Origin of the sequence: Flexistipes sp. (assembly GCF_036172515.1) — a bacterium.
Lineage (GTDB): Bacteria > Chrysiogenota > Deferribacteres > Deferribacterales > Flexistipitaceae > Flexistipes.
The window spans coordinates 161,684-179,677 of record NZ_JAXKVW010000002.1 but is presented as its reverse complement, the minus strand read 5'-3'; the positions used below and the strand labels follow the sequence as shown (position 1 = coordinate 179,677).

General features: G+C 38.7%; 17 protein-coding genes. 11 read left to right on the top strand and 6 right to left on the bottom strand.

Going from position 1 to position 17,994, the window contains the following annotated elements; genetic code table 11:
- Positions 1-3: 3 nt before the first annotated feature.
- Positions 4-1,089 (bottom strand): glycosyltransferase family 4 protein, encoded by a 1,086-nt coding sequence (locus UMU13_RS02515; protein WP_328216983.1) that lies wholly within the window; start codon positions 1,087-1,089, stop codon positions 4-6.
- Positions 1,086-2,816 (bottom strand): ABC transporter ATP-binding protein, encoded by a 1,731-nt coding sequence (locus tag UMU13_RS02510; protein WP_328216982.1) that lies wholly within the window; start codon positions 2,814-2,816, stop codon positions 1,086-1,088. The genes UMU13_RS02515 and UMU13_RS02510 overlap by 4 nt, the downstream gene beginning before the upstream one ends.
- 59 nt (positions 2,817-2,875) lie before the next feature.
- Here UMU13_RS02510 and hemW point away from each other — a divergent pair, with 59 nt between their 5' ends.
- Together hemW and UMU13_RS02500 are read left to right on the top strand one after the other, a co-directional pair.
- Positions 2,876-3,964, top strand: coding sequence for a radical SAM family heme chaperone HemW (gene hemW / locus UMU13_RS02505; protein ID WP_328216981.1), 1,089 nt, complete (start codon positions 2,876-2,878; stop codon positions 3,962-3,964).
- On the top strand, positions 3,901-4,254 hold the full coding sequence (locus UMU13_RS02500) for a hypothetical protein (RefSeq protein WP_328216980.1): 354 nt from the start codon (positions 3,901-3,903) through the stop codon (positions 4,252-4,254). Before hemW ends, UMU13_RS02500 begins: the two co-directional genes overlap by 64 nt.
- A gap of 170 nt (positions 4,255-4,424) precedes the next feature.
- On the opposite strand, the gene UMU13_RS02495 is transcribed toward UMU13_RS02500, so the two are convergent.
- Positions 4,425-5,114: an RluA family pseudouridine synthase gene (locus UMU13_RS02495; protein ID WP_328216979.1), complete on the bottom strand. Its 690-nt coding sequence runs from the start codon at positions 5,112-5,114 to the stop codon at positions 4,425-4,427.
- Entirely contained in the window at positions 5,092-6,315 is a 1,224-nt protein-coding gene (locus tag UMU13_RS02490; RefSeq protein ID WP_328216977.1) for a molybdopterin molybdotransferase MoeA, read from the bottom strand. The genes UMU13_RS02495 and UMU13_RS02490 overlap by 23 nt, the downstream gene beginning before the upstream one ends.
- A gap of 253 nt (positions 6,316-6,568) precedes the next feature.
- On the opposite strand from UMU13_RS02490, the gene UMU13_RS02485 reads away from it, so the two are divergent.
- From UMU13_RS02485 to UMU13_RS02465, 5 genes are read left to right on the top strand one after another with little or no spacing between them, the layout of a single operon-like run.
- A complete protein-coding gene (locus UMU13_RS02485) occupies positions 6,569-8,122 on the top strand; it encodes an ABC transporter substrate-binding protein (protein WP_328216975.1) in 1,554 nt (517 codons plus the stop codon).
- A 57-nt stretch (positions 8,123-8,179) separates the two neighbouring features.
- A complete protein-coding gene (locus UMU13_RS02480; RefSeq protein ID WP_328216973.1) occupies positions 8,180-9,157 on the top strand; it encodes an ABC transporter permease in 978 nt (325 codons plus the stop codon).
- A complete protein-coding gene (locus UMU13_RS02475) occupies positions 9,154-10,074 on the top strand; it encodes an ABC transporter permease (protein ID WP_328216972.1) in 921 nt (306 codons plus the stop codon). Before UMU13_RS02480 ends, UMU13_RS02475 begins: the two co-directional genes overlap by 4 nt.
- A 7-nt stretch (positions 10,075-10,081) precedes the next feature.
- A complete protein-coding gene (locus UMU13_RS02470; RefSeq protein ID WP_328216971.1) occupies positions 10,082-11,062 on the top strand; it encodes an ABC transporter ATP-binding protein in 981 nt (326 codons plus the stop codon).
- The gene (locus UMU13_RS02465; protein WP_328216970.1) at positions 11,062-12,072 is read left to right on the top strand and encodes an ABC transporter ATP-binding protein; all 1,011 of its coding nucleotides are present in this window, start codon (positions 11,062-11,064) and stop codon (positions 12,070-12,072) included. Before UMU13_RS02470 ends, UMU13_RS02465 begins: the two co-directional genes overlap by 1 nt.
- 30 nt (positions 12,073-12,102) lie before the next feature.
- Here the strand turns inward: UMU13_RS02465 and UMU13_RS02460 are convergent, their stop codons facing one another.
- Together UMU13_RS02460 and pta are read right to left on the bottom strand one after the other, a co-directional pair.
- Positions 12,103-13,350: an acetate kinase gene (locus UMU13_RS02460; protein ID WP_328216969.1), complete on the bottom strand. Its 1,248-nt coding sequence runs from the start codon at positions 13,348-13,350 to the stop codon at positions 12,103-12,105.
- 17 nt (positions 13,351-13,367) lie between these two features.
- Entirely contained in the window at positions 13,368-14,354 is a 987-nt protein-coding gene (gene pta, locus UMU13_RS02455; protein WP_328216967.1) for a phosphate acetyltransferase, read from the bottom strand.
- A 353-nt stretch (positions 14,355-14,707) separates the two neighbouring features.
- Between pta and UMU13_RS02450 the strand changes: the two genes are divergently transcribed.
- From UMU13_RS02450 to UMU13_RS02435, 4 genes are read left to right on the top strand one after another with little or no spacing between them, the layout of a single operon-like run.
- The gene (locus tag UMU13_RS02450) at positions 14,708-15,610 is read left to right on the top strand and encodes a DMT family transporter (protein ID WP_328216965.1); all 903 of its coding nucleotides are present in this window, start codon (positions 14,708-14,710) and stop codon (positions 15,608-15,610) included.
- Complete coding sequence (locus tag UMU13_RS02445) at positions 15,589-16,488, top strand: DMT family transporter (RefSeq protein ID WP_328216963.1); 900 nt, start codon at positions 15,589-15,591, stop codon at positions 16,486-16,488. Before UMU13_RS02450 ends, UMU13_RS02445 begins: the two co-directional genes overlap by 22 nt.
- Complete coding sequence (gene lgt / locus UMU13_RS02440) at positions 16,489-17,436, top strand: prolipoprotein diacylglyceryl transferase (protein WP_328216961.1); 948 nt, start codon at positions 16,489-16,491, stop codon at positions 17,434-17,436.
- Positions 17,433-17,987 carry an HD domain-containing protein gene (locus UMU13_RS02435; protein WP_328216960.1) on the top strand — a complete coding sequence of 185 codons (555 nt, stop codon included), beginning with the start codon at positions 17,433-17,435 and terminating at the stop codon, positions 17,985-17,987. The genes lgt and UMU13_RS02435 overlap by 4 nt, the downstream gene beginning before the upstream one ends.
- Positions 17,988-17,994 lie beyond the last annotated feature (7 nt).

Here is a 17,994-nt window from a genome sequence, read left to right as displayed (position 1 = left end):
TTGTTAAACACTTAAAATCTTCTGATAAAGATTCTTATATTTTTCATTCATGTTCTTATCACCATATTCTTCAGAAATTTCGAGAGAATTTAAGGAAAACCGCTGCATCTTTTCCTTATTATTTAAAAGAATAACGGACTTATCCGCTACGCCTTTGTAATCTTTAACATTACACAGATAGCCGTTATAATTATCTTTCACCAGCTCCGGTAATCCACCTGCTTTTGTAGCAACAACAGGTAAGCCGTGCATCATTGCCTCAATCACAGAGGTATTGAGACCTTCTTCCTGGGAAGTGGCGGCATATAAATCCATAATATTCATCAGTTCACCAACATTCTCCGCATAACCTGTAAAAATAACACTGGCGGATATATTAAGCTTTTCGGACAATTTTTTCATATCATTTAACAGTTCTCCATCTCCAACAAGCAAAAGCTTAACATTCTTTTTTTCATCATAAATCAATTTAAAAGCTCTGATTAGTGTTTCAAAATCCTTATGCGGAACAAAATTTCCAACACTGCCTATTACAAAATCTCCGGGATTTATATCCAGCTTTCTTCTTAAATCATTTTTCTTATTATCTGAGAACTTAACAACAAAATTTCTGTCTAATCCGCTGTAAATCTTCTCAACAGGTCTTTTTATCCCGTCACTGATAAGAATATTTTTTACAGCATCTGATATTGCAACCAAAGAATCGATATTTTTATTATTGTACTTCCATCTGCTCATCAAACTATTTTTGATATGAAAATCCACTCTGCGGGTATGAACCAGTTTATATTCAAAACCTAAATATTTTAATATTAATGGAGGGGTGAGTGAATGAGCATCATGGGAGTGCACAATATCAGGTTTTACATACTTTATAATCTTTTTCAGATTGATAACGCTGATTGGGTTAATCTCTCCTTTATATGTATAAGGCAGGCAGTTTTTCTTACATTTTTTCATCAGTTTTCCTGACTCATTTCCAGACAGGTAGCTTTCGACACCATTCTCCAGCAAACCCTCATGCAGAAGCAAGGCCTGACGCTGCCCGCCCCTCCATTCAGAACCTGTATCTATATGCAGTACTTTCATACCTCATTATCCTTAAATTGCATTCTGTAAAGTGTTTTATAGATTTCAGAAGTTTCCAGAAGTTCCGAATGTTTTCCCGTATCAGCTATTTCGCCTTTATCCAAAACCACTATTTTATCGGCATTTATCACCGTCGATAATCTGTGCGCAATAACAAAACTTGTCCTATCCTGCATAAGATTTTCAAGAGCCCTTTGAACAATTTTTTCTGATTCTGTATCCAAAGCACTTGTTGCTTCATCCAATATCAAAATAGGCGGATTCATAAGTATAGCTCTTGCTATGGTAATCCTTTGTTTTTGGCCGCCGGAAAGCCTGACACCTCTTTCACCTATTATCGTCTCATATCCTTCAGGCAAATCAGTTATAAATTCATGTGCGAACGCCGCCTTGGCAGCATTAATAATTTCCTGCTGGCTCACATCACCTGTACCGTAAGCTATATTATTGTTAACACTGTCATTAAACAAAAAAGCATCCTGAGATACAATACCGATATTTTTCCTGAGTGAATACACTTTAAAATCTTTTATATCCACATCACCTATCTTTATTGAACCTTCACTTACATCATAAAACCTTGGTATAAGATTAACAAAAGTACTTTTACCAGCTCCACTTGCTCCGACTAAGGCATTTGTAGTACAAAAAGGAAATTCCACATTAATGTCTTTAAGAACATACTCATCATTTTTCGAATATTTAAAAAATACATTATTAAAAGAAATTTTTTTATTTCTAGCGTTACACTCCATAAATCCATCTTTAGACAATATTTCATTATAGGTATCCAGCACTTCATAAACACGGTCTGCTGCCCCAATAGCTGACTGTATTTTTTGATTTGATTCATTTATTTTCTTAAAAGGTTCATACATCATAATTAGTGCAGTCATAAATGAAAAAAAAGTCCCCGGTGTCGACACACCGTTAATAACCTTTAATCCTCCGTAGTAAATAATAACTGCTAAACCTAGTGCCCCAATAAGCTCAAGAAAGGGTGAACTTAACGCAGATACAAATGCTTTTTTTATTTGATATTTCGCAAACCTTTCATTATGCCCTTCAAATTTATCAACTTCTTTGTTCTCTGCAACAAATGATTTTACTACTCGAACCCCTGTAAAAGTCTCCTGAAGAGCAGAATTTAAATCCCCCATCCTTTCCTGACCTTTCTTTGTATATTTCTTAGCCTTCTTACCTACTTTTACAATAATTATGCCAATAAAAGGCAAAACAACAAAAGCAGAGACTGCCATAATATAATCTTGATACACTAATACACAGGCGAGACCTACAATTGTGAAAGAATCCCTGATAATATTGACAAATGCGGGGATGGATGATTGCATCATATTTACATCGTTTGTGATACGTGACATCAGTATTCCTGTTGAATTTTCATTGAAAAATTTCAACGGTAACTTCACTATCTTTACATACAAATCATTTCTGAGACTCTGAATGACCCTTTGTCCAATATATTTCAAACTGAATGTTTGAATAAATCTGAAAATTCCTCTTATAAAATAAATAATAACTATAATAAAAGGCATCAGTACTAAGCCTGTTCTGTTTTCATTAATAAAAATTTTATCCAAAGTTGGCTTTACTATATAGGCTGTTGCACCGCTGGTAGCTGCTACAAAAATCGATGCTACGACAGATAACAAAATCAGCCATTTATAGGGTTTAAAGTAAACCCATAAACGCTTTAGATTACCCAAAATTTGCTCCTAGAAAAATTCTCTTGCATATTTCATAAACTGTTGTAATTATTGATTGCATGCGAGGCTTATATATACATATCCCATTTTGCAAAAGCAAGTGTAAATATTGCGGTTTTTATTCCCTGTCAAACTATAACGGTTATATTTCACAATACATTGACTCACTTATAAAAGAAGCTTCTGAAATTCAAACCAAAAACTTCGATACACTCTATATAGGCGGCGGCACTCCCAGTATAATAGATCCAACAATGCTGGGCAAGCTTTTCAGTGAATTGTTCAAAATTGTTAAATATAAAAATACCGAATTTACCTTTGAAGTTAACCCGGAATCTTTTACTTTTGAACAATTGCAGGTGTTGAGAGAGTATGGTCTTAACAGAATAAGTCTCGGTGCACAATCTTTTGATGATTACATACTTCAATACCTGGGAAGAATTCATAAAAAAGATGACATACTGAAATCTTATGAAATGATAAAGAGTTTCAGCGATCATATTGCAATAAACCTTGATATTATTTTTGACATTCCCGGTATTTCCAGACAAAACACAGAAAATTCACTGCATTATTTAAAAAAACTTCAGCCGGAACATATTTCCGCATACTCTTTCTCCACCGATACCGATTATTTTAAAAATATAGAATCCAAAGACTCTGAAGAGGAATACATGCTGGTAAAAGATACACTTTCACGAAACGGTTACACCCAGTATGAGATATCCAATTACAGCAGACAGAGGTATCATTCCAGACACAATCTCCTTTACTGGGACATGAATGAATATGTTGGCCTTGGGGCTGCGGCCCATTCCATGCTCTATAATGAAAACGGCTGCAGAATCCGCTATTCAAACCCGGCCGATCTAAACACATATCTCTCGGGAACTTTCAGCAAGGAAGTCAATCATATTTCAGAAGAGGAAATGTTTAAAGAAGATATCATCTTTGGTTTAAGAAAATCAGAAGGAATTAATCTTGATTTTATTGCAAAAAAATACGATAAAAATTTTTCCGTATTTATAAACGAAATACAGCTTCTTATTGATGAAAACTTATTAACTGTAAATGGAGATAACATATGTCTTTCACAAAAAGGCTCGCTTTTATTGGACTCTGTGCAGCAATATATCTGGGAATTGTAGTTTTTGGAGTTGTTGGCAATAAGGCTTATGCCGGATGCGCCGGTGACTGCATGAGTTGCCATGCGGAACTTAAAAATTCAGAGGAACACAAATCCCTTAAAACATGTATCGATTGTCACGACCCCGCCGAAAAAAAACCTGATCTGTCTGCAGATTCACTTTTAAATATGCCCCGCGGGGATGAAGGCTGCGGAGAAAATTGTTTTGAATGCCATGACCAGTGGCCCAAAGACGGCTATCATGCCCCGCTTGAAACGTGTCAGAACTGCCACAATAAATCACAAAAATAGTTTCAGCTGCAGTTAACAAGTATTTATTTCAAAGCTAACTCAATAGCAAACCTTAGAGTTTTGAATAAGTACCCCACCCAGCCTCTCCTAATTTAGGGAAAGAGCTTTATCTCCCCTCCTATCAAAGAGTTAGGAGGGGATTAAGGGGTGGTGAAATTTATAAGAATGCATTATTCAAATGTCTTAACCTTTAATTCAGAATTATTTAAATATCTCTCACTTATACCCTGCATGAAACTGCTCAAAGGTCTTTCAAAATGCATTGTAACTCCTCTTAAAGGATGTTTAAACGAAATATTGCTGCAATAGAGAGTCAACCTTTTATCCTCTATCTTTTCATTATACAAAAAATCCTGAAAGAGGGGATGTGCCAGTGCTTTTAAATGTATTCTGACCTGATGCGTCCTGCCGGTATGCAATTCCGCTTTCACCAGGCTGGATTTTTCCCCGATTCTTACCGGATAAAAGGATGTAACAGCTTTCCTGCCACTTTTAAAATTGATTTTATACTTACCCCGCTGAGCTCTTGCCGATAATGGAAGCATACAGGTCACAGCATATTCAAATTTCCCCCTGACAATACAAAGATACTCTTTACGTACCTCTGCTTTTTCAAAAGCTGAACACAAAAATCGGTGGGCATCCTTATTTTTGGCAAAAACCAGGAGTCCTCCGGTGCCTTTATCAAGTCTGTGGACAACATAGATATTTCCGTAATATTCAGAAAGTATTTTCTTCAAGTAAGGAATATTTTTATCATACCTATCTTCCGTTACCAGCAGGCCATGGGGTTTGTCCAGCACAACTATACTTTCATCTTCATATACTAAATATTCTTTAAAAGATGGATTCGAAATCATACACATACACTTTCAGCTGTTTTCCGGATGGTATTTCTCCTGTTTTATCAGCATCAATGACTGCGAAACCGTTTGACACAACCAAAGAGGAAATAAGATGAGAGCCCTGGGAATCGTAAGGAACAGCAAAAAAACGATTATCGTCATACACAATATTTACCCTGTTAAAATGAACACGCTCATTACGTTTGTGAAATTTTCCATTCAGCTCGGCTGTAATTTGCTTATTGTGATACATTTTATACCCCATCATCTTGCGCAAAGCAGGCTGAAGATAAAAATAAGTACAGAAAGCAGAGCTTACGGGATTGCCCGGAAGTGAAAATATAAGAGAGCCATCCCTTTTTCCGAATGAAAAAGGTTTGCCCGGCTTTTGATTAACAGTTGTAAACAGCCAGTTGATCCCCAGTTTTTCGGCGGCATTGGTCATAACATCATAATCACCGAAAGATATGCCGGCTGAAGTAACGATCACATCATAATTTTCCAAACCGGAAAATATATCAATCAGATCCTCCACGTTATCTTTGGATATTCCGATGTATTGGGCATCTATTCCCATATTATCCAATGTGGATTTGATAAAAAATGAATTCGAATCTATAATTTTATCTTCATTAACACCGGCCGAAGGATACTCTAACTCATCACCTGTTGCAATAATGGCTACTTTTGGTTTTCTGTAAACCGGCAATACAGTGGTACCAACGGAAATCAGCCTGGACTGCCTGTATGCATTTACGGGATAGCCTGACATATCAATCAGATCGCCTTTGCCTATATCCTCTCCCCTCTTTCTTATATTGGCTCCCCGTTTTTTCTCTTTGACAATTTTTACTTTACTGTTTCCCTCTTCTTCTGTTGCTTCCAACTCAACGACTGTATCCGCACCTTCAGGAACAAAAGCTCCGGTCATGATTCTGTAACATTCACCCTTATCAATTTTAAGGGAATCTATGTTATCCCCCGCTTTTATAAGCCCCTTGATTTTAACTGCAGCGGGAATTGTGTCTATATCCTCATGCCGAACAGCAAAACCATCCATAGCTGAATTATCCTTTGGAGGGAGATTTCTGCCTGACTGAACTTTTTTTGCAACTACTCTGTTAAGTGAATCAAAAACACTTACTATTTCGGAACCTTTTGTTTCAGATTCCCTTAAAACTGTTTCAAGTGCCACAAAAGGATCAATCATCTCCATACGTCACCACCTTAAAACAATCTGATACTTAATTATTGTTGGCAAAAATACTCGCATTTTGCAAGCAAATTTATTTTATTTTTTGTTACCAAACCATTTCATACACAATAAAACATAAAAATTAACACAATTATTAAACCTTAATAAATATATTGACACGTTATAAAATTTTTCTTATCTGTATGTAATTGCTAATAAAGCAAAATTTAAGTTTAGCTTATTTTTGTTCAGGCAAATTTTACAGGAGGATTTTATGAAGAAGCTTTTTACCTTTTTATCAGTTTTTTTCATCACCGGCATATTTGCACTAAGTGCAAACGCCAAAACACTTGAGCTTGCCATGGATGCTGATCCCGTTTCTCTGGATCCGCACTCCCAGCTTTCAGGGGGAATGCTTCAATATTCCCATATGGTCTTCGATCCACTTGTCAGATGGACTCAGGATATGACTTTTGAACCCAGATTGGCAAAAAAGTGGGAAAGACTCAATGATACGACAATGAGATTTTACCTAAGAGAAGGAGTGAAATTTCACAGCGGTAACGAGTTCACCGCTGAAGATGTGGTCTGGACACTGGACAGATTAAAAAGAAGCCCTGACTTCAAAGGTCTTTTTGAACCGTTTAAAGGTGCAAAGGCGGTGGATAAATACACGGTGGATATTATTACCAAAAAACCTTATCCGTTGTTGCTGAATATGGCTACATACATCTTTCCCATGGATAAAGACTTTTATTCCGGTGTGGATGAAAACGGCAAACCAAAGGATGCCATTGTAAAAGTGGGCGCATCTTTTGCAAATTCCCATGAATCAGGAACCGGTAAGTACAAGGTCACATATCGTGAGCAGGGAGTAAAGATGATTTTGGAAGCCACCGGCTATTATTGGGATAAAAAATCCCCCGGCAACGTGGACAAAATTGTTTTAACCCCTATCAAAAAGGATGCCACAAGAGTAGCTGCACTGTTATCAGGGGATGTAGACTTTATCATGCCTGTTCCTCCCCAGGATTATGCCAGAATTGATAGTACGAACGGTGTAAAATTGGTAACAATGCCCGGCAGTAGAATCATCACGTTCCAGATGAATCAGGAACGCAAAGAGGAACTGAAGAACACAAAAGTACGCCAGGCAATTGTACATGCAATCAATAACCCGGGCATTGCAAAAATACTCATGAAAGGAAAAGCAACTGCAGCCGGGCAACAGTCCCCGAAAGGCTTTCTCGGCCACGTACCTGAGCTGAAGCCAAGATATGATTTGGAAAAAGCAAAAAAACTGATGAAAGAAGCCGGTTATGAAGACGGTTTTGAATTGAGTATGATTGCACCGAATAACAGATATGTTAATGATGAAAAAATTGCAGAAGCAATTGTTGCCATGCTTGGTAAAATCAATATAAAAGTCAATCTCACAACCATGCCCAAAGCCCAATATTGGGCAGAATTTGATAAACAGGTGGCAGATATGCAAATGATAGGCTGGCACCCTGATACCGAGGATTCGGCAAATTATTTTGAATTTCTTCTTATGTGTCCGAGCAAAAAAACAGGATACGGACAATATAACAGCGGAAATTACTGTAACCCAAAGGTCGACAAGCTTATACTTGCTTCCCAAAGTGAAACAGACACAAAAAAACGTGCCAAGCTGTTAAAAGAAGCAGCCCGTATTGTTTATAAAGATGCAGCTTACGTACCTCTTCATTGGCAGCACTTATCATGGGCAGGAAAAGACAATCTGCAGATAAAACCTATTGTAAATGTAATGAATTTCCCATATTTTAGTGATCTCGTAATAAAATAATCAGAAAGCGGGCTTTAATGCCCGCTTCTTTATGAAAAATTTATTGAGGGGAATATTTTGTTTGCTTTTGTAGTAAGAAGAATTGTACAGGCTCTTATTGTGGTTTTCGTCATCAGCATCATTTCATTTGCCATTAAAAGTAATGTCGGTGATCCAGTCAGGCAGATGACAGGTGTATCCGTATCGGAAAAAGAAAGGGATGAGCTGAGGGAGAAGCTCGGATTAAATGATCCCGTTCATATCCAGTATTTTAGATTTATGAAAAAAGCTGTTCAGGGGGATTTCGGGGTATCTTATTTCTACAGAAAACCCGCTGTGGATGTTATTATTTCAAAAGCCCCGGCAACCATTGAGCTCGTATTGGTCAGCTCATTTATAATAGTTTTTCTATCCGTGCCTCTGGGTATTTATTCGGCAATTTATCCGAAAAAACTTTTCTCACGATTTTTGATGGGGGGAAGTATTGTCGGTGTTTCCATACCTGTTTTTCTTACGGCTATCGTCTTAATTTATATCTTTTCCATTCAGCTGGGATGGCTCCCCTCTTACGGACGAGGCGAATTGGTTAATATAAACGGCTGGCAGACAGGTTTTCTAACTGTTAGCGGGTGGAAACATCTAATCCTGCCCAGCATCTCACTTTCTTCAATCATGCTTCCGCTTTTCATCAGACTGATACGCTCGGAAATGATGGAAGTTCTCGAGTCGGAATACATAAAATACGCATGGGCTAAAGGGCTTGATAAATACCGGGTTTGGTTCGTCCATGCTTTCAAAAATACACTTCTGCCTGTGATAACTGTGGGCGGTGTACAGCTGGGGATAACAATAGCTTTTACAATACTTACTGAGACCGTATTTCAGTGGCAGGGTTTGGGTTTTCTTTTTATGGAAGCGGTTGAGCGTTCAGATACATCCCTGCTCATTGCATATCTTATGTTCGTAGGTATCGTAATGGTTGTTGTAAATACATTGGTTGATATAATATACGGACTTGTAAATCCCACAATCAGAGTGACGGGGTCGGGAAAATGATGGACAAAATCAGCAAATTCAGAAACTCATACCTCTGGTACAGTTTTAAAAACGACAAATTTGCAATAGCCAGTTTTTTGGTTTTCATGTTACTGTTAATTATAGCAGTATTTGCACCGATTATTTCACCTTATAACCCTTACAGCCCTGACAATATTTTTATTCTCAATGCCGAAATGCCTCCTTTCTGGATTGACGGGGGAAGCAAAGAATTTCTGCTGGGTACAGACGATCAGGGAAGGGATTTACTTTCCACAATGATTTACGGACTCAGAATTTCAATAATCATTGGCATAGGTGCAGTGCTTTTGCAGGCAGTACTGGGAATAATAATAGGACTAATTTCAGGCTACGTAGGCGGTAAAATAGATTCTTTTTTTATGCGTTTGGCCGATGTTCAGCTTTCGTTTTCATATCTTATGGTGGCAATTTTTCTCAGTGCAATATTCAAAGCCGCTTTTGGTGTCGGCACTTTCGGTGAAGTAGCTGTACCCTTTCTCATAATTGTTATAGGACTTGCCCAGTGGCCTCAGTATGCCAGAACCGTACGGGCTTCTGTATTGGCTGAGAAAGAGAAAGAATACGTGCAGGCAGCGAGGGTTACAGGTTTTGGATCTGTAAAAATTATGTGGTCACATATACTGCCCAACTGTTTATCCCCAATTTTTGTACTTTCAACAATTCAGGTTGCAAATGCAGTAATGAGCGAAGCCGCCCTCTCTTTTCTGGGACTCGGTATGCCTGTAACAAGACCTTCCCTTGGCTCACTTATAAATTCAGGTTTCGAATATATTTTCAGCGGTTCCTGGTGGATCACGGCTTTTCCGGGTATCGTGCTGGTAATTCTTGTATTATCTGTAAACATGCTGGGTGACTGGCTGAGGGATACACTAAATCCTAAACTCTACAAGGGGTAAAGACTCAATGTCCGAAAAGTTGCTTGATGTTAAAAATCTTGTTGTGAATTTCAAAATGCGCAGCGGTGAGGTGACGGCAATTAACGATGTTTCATTCTCTCTGCTAAAAGGTGAAAAATTCGGACTGGTTGGTGAAAGCGGAGCCGGTAAATCTGTGACGGGCTTTTCGATAATAAACCTTATCAGTAAACCCGGATACATAAAATCAGGAGAAATTCTTTTTAAAAACAAAGACCTGGCAAAATTGGATTACGAATCGGTCAGAAAAATAAGAGGTAATCGTATCAGCATGATATTCCAGGATCCGATGATGACACTTAACCCCGTGCTTACCATCGGAACCCAGATGATGGAAACACTGATGGCACACAAAAATATATCAAAATCTGAAGCCAGAAAAATTGCCGTTGAAAAACTAAAAAAAGTCCATATCCCTTCTCCGGAAAAAAGGCTTGAGCAGTATCCCCATGAGTTTTCCGGCGGAATGAGACAGCGTATAATTATTGCTATTTCACTGCTCACTGATCCGGAACTGATTATAGCAGATGAGCCTACGACAGCTCTGGATGTAACAATCCAGGCTGAAATTATGGAACTGCTTCTCCAGCTGTGTGACTCCATGGGTATGGGATTAATTCTCATTACACACGATCTGGCTGTTGTATCCCAGGTTACCGACAGAATGGCTGTGATGTATGCAGGTAAAATTATTGAAGAAGGCAAAACTCTGGAAATCATTGAAAGTCCCAAGCACCCTTACACTGAAGGACTGATTGCAGCGCTGCCTGAAAGTGCAGATACAAAAGAGAAACTTAATCAAATACCGGGCAATATGCCCGGACTGGGCAAAATACCTGAGGGATGCAGTTTCCATCCACGGTGCACTAAAATGATGGACATCTGTTTAACGGATGAGCCTGAATTAAAAGAATATAAAAAATTACACCGTAAAATATCGTGTCATCTTTACAATGAAAAGGAGCTGTAATGCCGGAAACCCCGTTATTGGAAGTAAAAGGAGTTTACAAACATTTTGATATTTCAGGCGGTTTTCTCGATAAGCTCAGCTTTGAAAAGGGCAAGCCTTATCTTAACAAAACTTATGTAAAAGCCGTCAACAATGTTTCTTTTGATATAAATACCGGTGAAACGTTCAGCGTTGTTGGTGAAAGCGGATGCGGTAAATCCACCTTGGGACGGAGTATTATAGGCTTATATAAAATCAATCAGGGTGAGATTTATTACTCCGGCAAACGGATTGATAATTTAAGTGAAAAGCAGATGCTTGATTACAGAAAAAAAATGCAGATGGTTTTTCAGGATCCCTACGCATCTCTTAACCCCAGAAAAAGTGTTAAAAGTATTTTAACGGCACCCCTGAAATTTCATTTTCCGGATTTATCCGATTCTGAAATAAATGATAAAGCCTCAGAAGTGCTGGAGCTGGTGGGTGGTGACACAGCGTGGTTCAAAAGGCTTCCACATGAATTTTCCGGAGGGCAGAGACAAAGAATCAGCATTGCAAGGTCTTTGATTGTAGAACCTGAATTTATAGTGGCTGACGAACCTATTTCAGCACTTGATGTATCCATTCAGGCTCAAATAATCAATCTTCTGATAGAAGCGCAAAATAAAAGAGGGCTGACATACCTTTTTGTTGCCCACGATTTATCAGTGGTGGAGCATATTAGCGATAAAGTGATGGTGATGTATCTGGGGACAATTTGCGAACTTGCAGATACAAGAACGTTATTTTCCGATCCCAGGCATCCTTACACCAAAGCACTTTTCAGTGCAATTCCAAAGCTGGGTACCCCCTCAACCAAACATATCCCACTCAAGGGGGAAGTGCCGACACCTATAAATTTGCCTTCCGGCTGCGTATTCCACGGCAGATGCAGATATGCAAACGAGCGATGCAAAAACGAAGTCCCCGCTCTTATTGAGAAAGACGGCAGAAAAATAGCCTGTCACGGCGTGGAGGAAGGAAGGATTTGAAAAAAGAGGGGCTAAAACCCCTCATAAAAATTAATCTAAAAATGTATACGGATATTCCGTGTGATCTTTATATGTTCCGTTCAGAATTGCAACAACATCTTCCACAAAAACAAGCTCCTCATTGGTAGGTATCACAAAAACCTTTACCTTGGAATCAGGGGTAGAAATTTCAGTTTCACCTGATTTGCTGAAGGTGGAAAGATTTTTTTCTTTATCAATTACTATCCCAAGATTTTCTAAATTCTCCAATGCTTTTTGTCTGATTATACCGGCATTTTCTCCGACACCTGCGGTAAAAACAATAGCATCAACTCTTCCCAATACTGCACAATACTGCCCTATATATTTTTTCAGCCTGTACGACTCTACATCCACTGCAACCTGACAGCGTTTTTCATTCATGTCACAGTGCTTTAATACATCCCTGCGGTCGGTATATTTTCCGGTAATGCCTAAAATACCGGATTTTTTATTTAAAATCGTATCCATCTCTTTCGGTCCTATATTAAGCTGCTGTTGCATAAAAAGCGGTATTGCAGGATCCAGATCACCACAGCGCGTTCCCATAACCGCCCCTTCAAGGGGTGTAAGTCCCATGGATGTGTCCACAGAAACTCCGTTTTTAATCGCAGTATGGGAAACACCGTTTCCAATGTGCATTGTGATAATATTACATTCCTTGGCGGGTTTACCGAGTAATGCAGCCGCTCTTTTTGAAACATATAAATGGCTGGTACCGTGAAAACCGTAGCGCCTTACACCATAATTTTCATACCATTCATAAGGTACAGCATAAGTATAGGCATAATCAGGCATTGTTTGATGAAAAGCTGTATCGAAAATAGCCACATGAGGTACATCAGGTAAAACGTTTTTGGCTGCTTTAATCCCTGCAAGATTAGGGGGGTTGTGCAGCGGTGCAAGATGCTGAACCTCTTCAATAGCTTTAATAACATCATCGTCAAGCATTACGCTTTTCGCAAATTTTTCTCCGCCATGTACAACTCTGTGCCCAACCGCTGATATATCGGTAATCTTATCTATAACAGCAGTATCACCGCTGTCGAGCGTATCAACTATCAGATTTATTGCCGTATTGTGATCGTGACACTCATATTCATCTCTATAAGTATCCCTTCCGGGTACTTCATGAACAATAAAAGAATCGCCGATACCGACTCTTTCAACAACACCTTTTGCGATAACCCTATGCTCTTCCCAGTAATAGAGCTGATATTTTACCGAAGAACTTCCACAGTTTAATGCTAAAATTTTCATCCATAAACCTCCTGAAACTAAGCTTGTACAGCGGTAATAGCCGCTACATTTACAATATCCATATACTTGCATCCTCTGGACAAGTCATTAACCGGTTTATTTAAACCCTGAATAATCGGACCAATCGCCTCTGCGCCGGCTACTCTTTCCACCAGTTTGTAACCTATGTTACCTGCATCCAAATCGGGAAAAATTAGTACGTTGGCATTTCCTGCCACTTCGCTGCCCTTTGCTTTTCTCTCCCCTACACTTTTAACCAGTGCTGCATCAGCCTGTAACTCTCCATCCACTTTCAGATCAGGCGAATTTTGTTTGATTATTTTTAATGCCTCATTAACCTTGTCAATATCAGGGTGACTTGCGCTGCCTTTGGTCGAAAAGGAAAGCATAGCTACCTTCGGTTCTTCTTCCAGAAAAGATTTACAGCTCTCGGCCGTAGCAAGCGCTATATCTGCCAGCTGTGAAGAATCCGGGTTAGGATTCACAGCACAATCGGCAAAAACAAGAGCGCCGTCTTTACCAAACTCTTTTTTATTTGTAACCATGATAAAACAGCTTGATACAGTATTCATCCCTTCTTTTGTGCCGATAATCCTAATTGCCGAACGAAGCACATCCGCAGTAGTGTGGCAGGCTCCCGTAACGCAGCCGTCAGCAATACCTTTTTTGATAAGCATACTGCCGAAATATAAAACGTCTTTCATTGTTTCGAGGGCTTCATCCCTGCTGATCCCTTTCGATTTTCTTATCATGTAGTATTCATCTGCAAATTCATCAAGATATGAGCTTCTTTCAGTATCCATTATTTCGCAGTTTACAGGATAACCCTTCTGCTTAAATAGATCTTTGACATCTTCTTCATTACCCAAAACAATTACTTTAGCCAAACCGTTTTCCGTAATAGTATGTGCAGCATCAATTGTTCTCTCATCATTTCCTTCCGGCAGAACAATAGTCTTTTTTGCCGACTTTGCCATTTCCCAAAACTGATCCATAAGCGACATAATATGCCTCCTAAATAAAATAGTATTTTATTTTTTACTCTTATAAAATCATATATATTCAATGTCAAGCGGTTTTATATTTTTTTCAGTTTTAGTGAAAACGTGAGAGATAAAATGTGAAACGTAAAACGTGCCATCACACGTAACCCAAACCCATGTACCACTCAACCCTTTCAACCTTCTCAACTTTATCAACCTCTTCAACCATCTCAACCTCAACCTGGACTTTCTACCTTAATCTTAGCACTTAGCCCTTAACACTTAATACTAATTCACCATTTCACCCGCTTTTTTATATGTTGCAAAAGAATTTTAAAATGATAATATTGGCTTTTTTCAAAGGCGGAAAGTAAATGATAAACCGTTTAAAAGGAAAAACCTGGGAGTATTTTGCTGATACCTCCCTTTTTTTTGTGGCTCTTTTGTGGGGAAGTACTTTTATCATAATCAAGGAATCCCTTGAGAGTATGAGCCCGTACCTCTTTAATTTTTACAGATTTCTGATTGCATCTGTATTACTTATAATACTTTCCATTATATTCAAAAGAAAATATAAACGGGGTGTTATCAAAGGCGGTTGCATTCTCGGAAGTGCCCTTTTTCTTACTTTTACTTTCCAAACAGTTGGAATAGGTCTTGCCCCGGCATCAATAGCCGGATTTTTGACAGGTCTGAACATTGTTTTTGTCCCGATACTCTCAACGGTATTCCTCAAAAAGTATCCTCATCCAATGTCCTGGGTGGGGGTTTGCGTATCACTGGCCGGACTGTTTTATATAACATCGGGCAGCGGTTTCTCTTTCAGTAAAGGTGAAATTATTCTGCTGCTTAACGCTTTTTTTCTTGCTGTTCATGTGATACTGACAGATTATTATTCCAGAAAATTCAGTGCTTTTGAGCTTACAACGGTTCAGATGACTTTTATCGCCTTTGCATCTTTTATACTGATCCTGCTGATGGATTCAGGCAATTTCAACTTCATTCCTGATGTTCAGAACATTTTCGCACTGATGTTAACAGGGGTTTTTGCAACAGTTGTCGCTTTTTTTATACAAACATCCATGCAAAAATATACAACGCCCACAAAAGTTGCCATAATCCTGTCCATGGAACCGGTTTCAGCCCCGTTTTTCGGATATTTCATAGCCGGGGAAATACTTAAAATCAAACAATATATTGGTGCATTTTTAATGTTCTCTGCTATGATAATCGCTGAAACAGGAACATCTCTTAAATGGAGAAAGAAAAAATGCTGAAAACCTTTTCCGTACTTCTTGTGGGAATTGTTTCCATATCATTTGCCGCTATATTCGTCAGATTCTGCGCCGATGTTCCTTCCCTTATGATTGCCACTTACCGTTTAACAATTGCCTCAATAATTCTTGCGGTAATATACAGATTAAGAGGGCATACTTTCGGCAGATTGAACAAAAAGGATTTTTTACTCTCTATGCTGAGCGGCATCATTCTTTCAATTCACTTTGTCAGCTGGTTTGCTTCTATAAAAATGACCTCAGTGGCAAGCAGTGTGGTACTTGTTACCACAAATCCTATTTTCGTTGGAATTTTTTCATGGTTCATACTGAAAGAAAAACAGAGTCCTGCTCTAATTGCCGGTATAGTTCTCTCTTTTCTGGGCAGTGCGATACTTGCTGTGGGTGACGGCGGACTGCACAATCTGGCTATGACAGACAAAACAGCCCTTATAGGTGACGGACTTGCGCTGCTTGGCGCAATAGCTGCAAGCGGCTATCTAATACTGGGGAGCAAAGTAAGGGAAAATGTGGACTTACTGACATATATCACCATTGCATACGGATTCAGTGCAGCGACACTAATTGTTACCTCACTGTTGACGCAAACTCCGTTTACAGGCTATAATCCGTCTTCATATATTTTTATGATTTTACTGGCAGTTGTGCCCCAGCTGTTAGGACATACTTCTTTCAATTGGGCGCTGAAGCATTTAAAGACAAGTATGGTTGCTATATCTATTTTAGGCGAGCCTATAGGAGCATCCATTCTTGCTTATTTTATATTTGAAGAAAAGCTGGGTATATTTCAGCTGGCAGGTATGATACTGATTTTTGCCGCTATAATAACAGCTTCCAGAAGAGGAGCAAAGGAAAGCTAAATGTTTCCATATCTTTTTGAAATCGGTGGTTTTCAGATCCGTGTATACAGCGTAATGTATCTGATAGCCGTTTTAATTGCACTGTACTTTGCACGCCAAAAAAGCAAGAAAATGCAAATAAATCCCAATTACACGGAAAATATTGTTATTTTTGCTTTCCTGGGGGGTATATTAGGGGCAAGGATTTACTATGTTCTGTTCAAATGGGAGTATTACTCGCAGTTTCCCTCGGAAATCATTGCAATATGGCACGGCGGTCTGGCAATACACGGTGGGATCATAGGTGGAATTATTACTGCATATTTGGTTGGAAAACACTATGGAATAAAACTGTTCACATTTGGTGATATAATACTTCCCTTTTTACTGCTGGGACAGGGGATAGGGCGATTTGGAAATTTCGCCAACGGAGAAGCTCACGGAGTACCTGTAATAACACCTCCTTCCATTATTTTCAGAATGCAAAACATTTTTCCTGAATTCTGGCAAAAAGTATTAAATACGCTGAATCTGTCAAACACTCCTGAAGGGATGAACAAACTGGCAGCAATGATTGATAAGAATAAGGAAATCTTTATCAATTTTCAGGGAAAGATGTATGAGTTAAAGGAATATGTATCATGGGGGATCAGCTTTCCTCCAAAATACAACCCGCCGGCATACCAGGAATTCGGCACACTGGCTGTACACCCGACATTCTTTTATGAAATGATTCTGAATGTTATATTTGCATCTATACTGATTTACTTCTGGAAGAATGACGACAATATCGGTAAAGGTTTCATAACCGGACTTTATCTAATATTTTACGGTATTATACGTTTCTTTGTTTCATTTTTCAGGGCTGATGATCTTATGATGTTGATGTTCAGAGCGCCGCATGTGGCAAGCTTTGTTATGATTATAAGCGGTATTATAATAATAGCGGTTAAAAGGAGGAATACATGAAAACAAGAGAAGATGCCGAAAAACTTTTAAAAGAATATACAAAATCCGATTCCCTGTTAAAACATGCTTATGCTGTGGAGCAGGCTATGCGCTCATATGCTTCAGAATTCGGTGAGGATGTTGAAAAATGGGGTATCACCGGTCTGCTGCACGATTTTGACTACGAACAGTATCCTTCTGCTGACCAGCATCCGTTTAAAGGTGCTGAAATACTTAAAAACAACGGCTATCCTCAGGATGTTATCGATGCTGTTCTATCTCATGCTGACTATACAGATGTTAAAAGGGAATCGCTCATGGCAAAAACACTTTTTGCTGTGGATGAACTATGCGGTTTTCTTATGGCATGTGCTTACGTGAGACCTGATAGAAAAATCGAGAATGTAAAAACAAAAAGCGTAAAGAAAAAGCTAAAGGATAAATCGTTCGCAAAAGGCGTCAATAGAGACGATATTGAAAAAGGAATAATAGAACTTGATGTGGATAAGGACGGGCATATTGAGTTCGTTATAAAATCATTATCCGAAATAGCGGATAAGCTGGAAGTGTGACAAAACA

Coding starts and splice junctions, on each gene's coding strand:
- hemW (WP_328216981.1), top strand. CDS start 2,876: ATGCGAGGCTTATATATACATATCCCATTTTGCAAAAGCAAGTGTAAA.
- UMU13_RS02435 (WP_328216960.1), top strand. CDS start 17,433: ATGAAAACAAGAGAAGATGCCGAAAAACTTTTAAAAGAATATACAAAA.
- UMU13_RS02500 (WP_328216980.1), top strand. CDS start 3,901: ATGTCTTTCACAAAAAGGCTCGCTTTTATTGGACTCTGTGCAGCAATA.
- UMU13_RS02470 (WP_328216971.1), top strand. CDS start 10,082: ATGTCCGAAAAGTTGCTTGATGTTAAAAATCTTGTTGTGAATTTCAAA.
- UMU13_RS02460 (WP_328216969.1), bottom strand. CDS start 13,350: ATGAAAATTTTAGCATTAAACTGTGGAAGTTCTTCGGTAAAATATCAG.
- UMU13_RS02490 (WP_328216977.1), bottom strand. CDS start 6,315: ATGGAGATGATTGATCCTTTTGTGGCACTTGAAACAGTTTTAAGGGAA.
- UMU13_RS02515 (WP_328216983.1), bottom strand. CDS start 1,089: ATGAAAGTACTGCATATAGATACAGGTTCTGAATGGAGGGGCGGGCAG.
- UMU13_RS02495 (WP_328216979.1), bottom strand. CDS start 5,114: ATGATTTCGAATCCATCTTTTAAAGAATATTTAGTATATGAAGATGAA.
- UMU13_RS02485 (WP_328216975.1), top strand. CDS start 6,569: ATGAAGAAGCTTTTTACCTTTTTATCAGTTTTTTTCATCACCGGCATA.
- lgt (WP_328216961.1), top strand. CDS start 16,489: ATGTTTCCATATCTTTTTGAAATCGGTGGTTTTCAGATCCGTGTATAC.
- UMU13_RS02475 (WP_328216972.1), top strand. CDS start 9,154: ATGATGGACAAAATCAGCAAATTCAGAAACTCATACCTCTGGTACAGT.
- UMU13_RS02445 (WP_328216963.1), top strand. CDS start 15,589: ATGGAGAAAGAAAAAATGCTGAAAACCTTTTCCGTACTTCTTGTGGGA.
- pta (WP_328216967.1), bottom strand. CDS start 14,354: ATGTCGCTTATGGATCAGTTTTGGGAAATGGCAAAGTCGGCAAAAAAG.
- UMU13_RS02450 (WP_328216965.1), top strand. CDS start 14,708: ATGATAAACCGTTTAAAAGGAAAAACCTGGGAGTATTTTGCTGATACC.
- UMU13_RS02465 (WP_328216970.1), top strand. CDS start 11,062: ATGCCGGAAACCCCGTTATTGGAAGTAAAAGGAGTTTACAAACATTTT.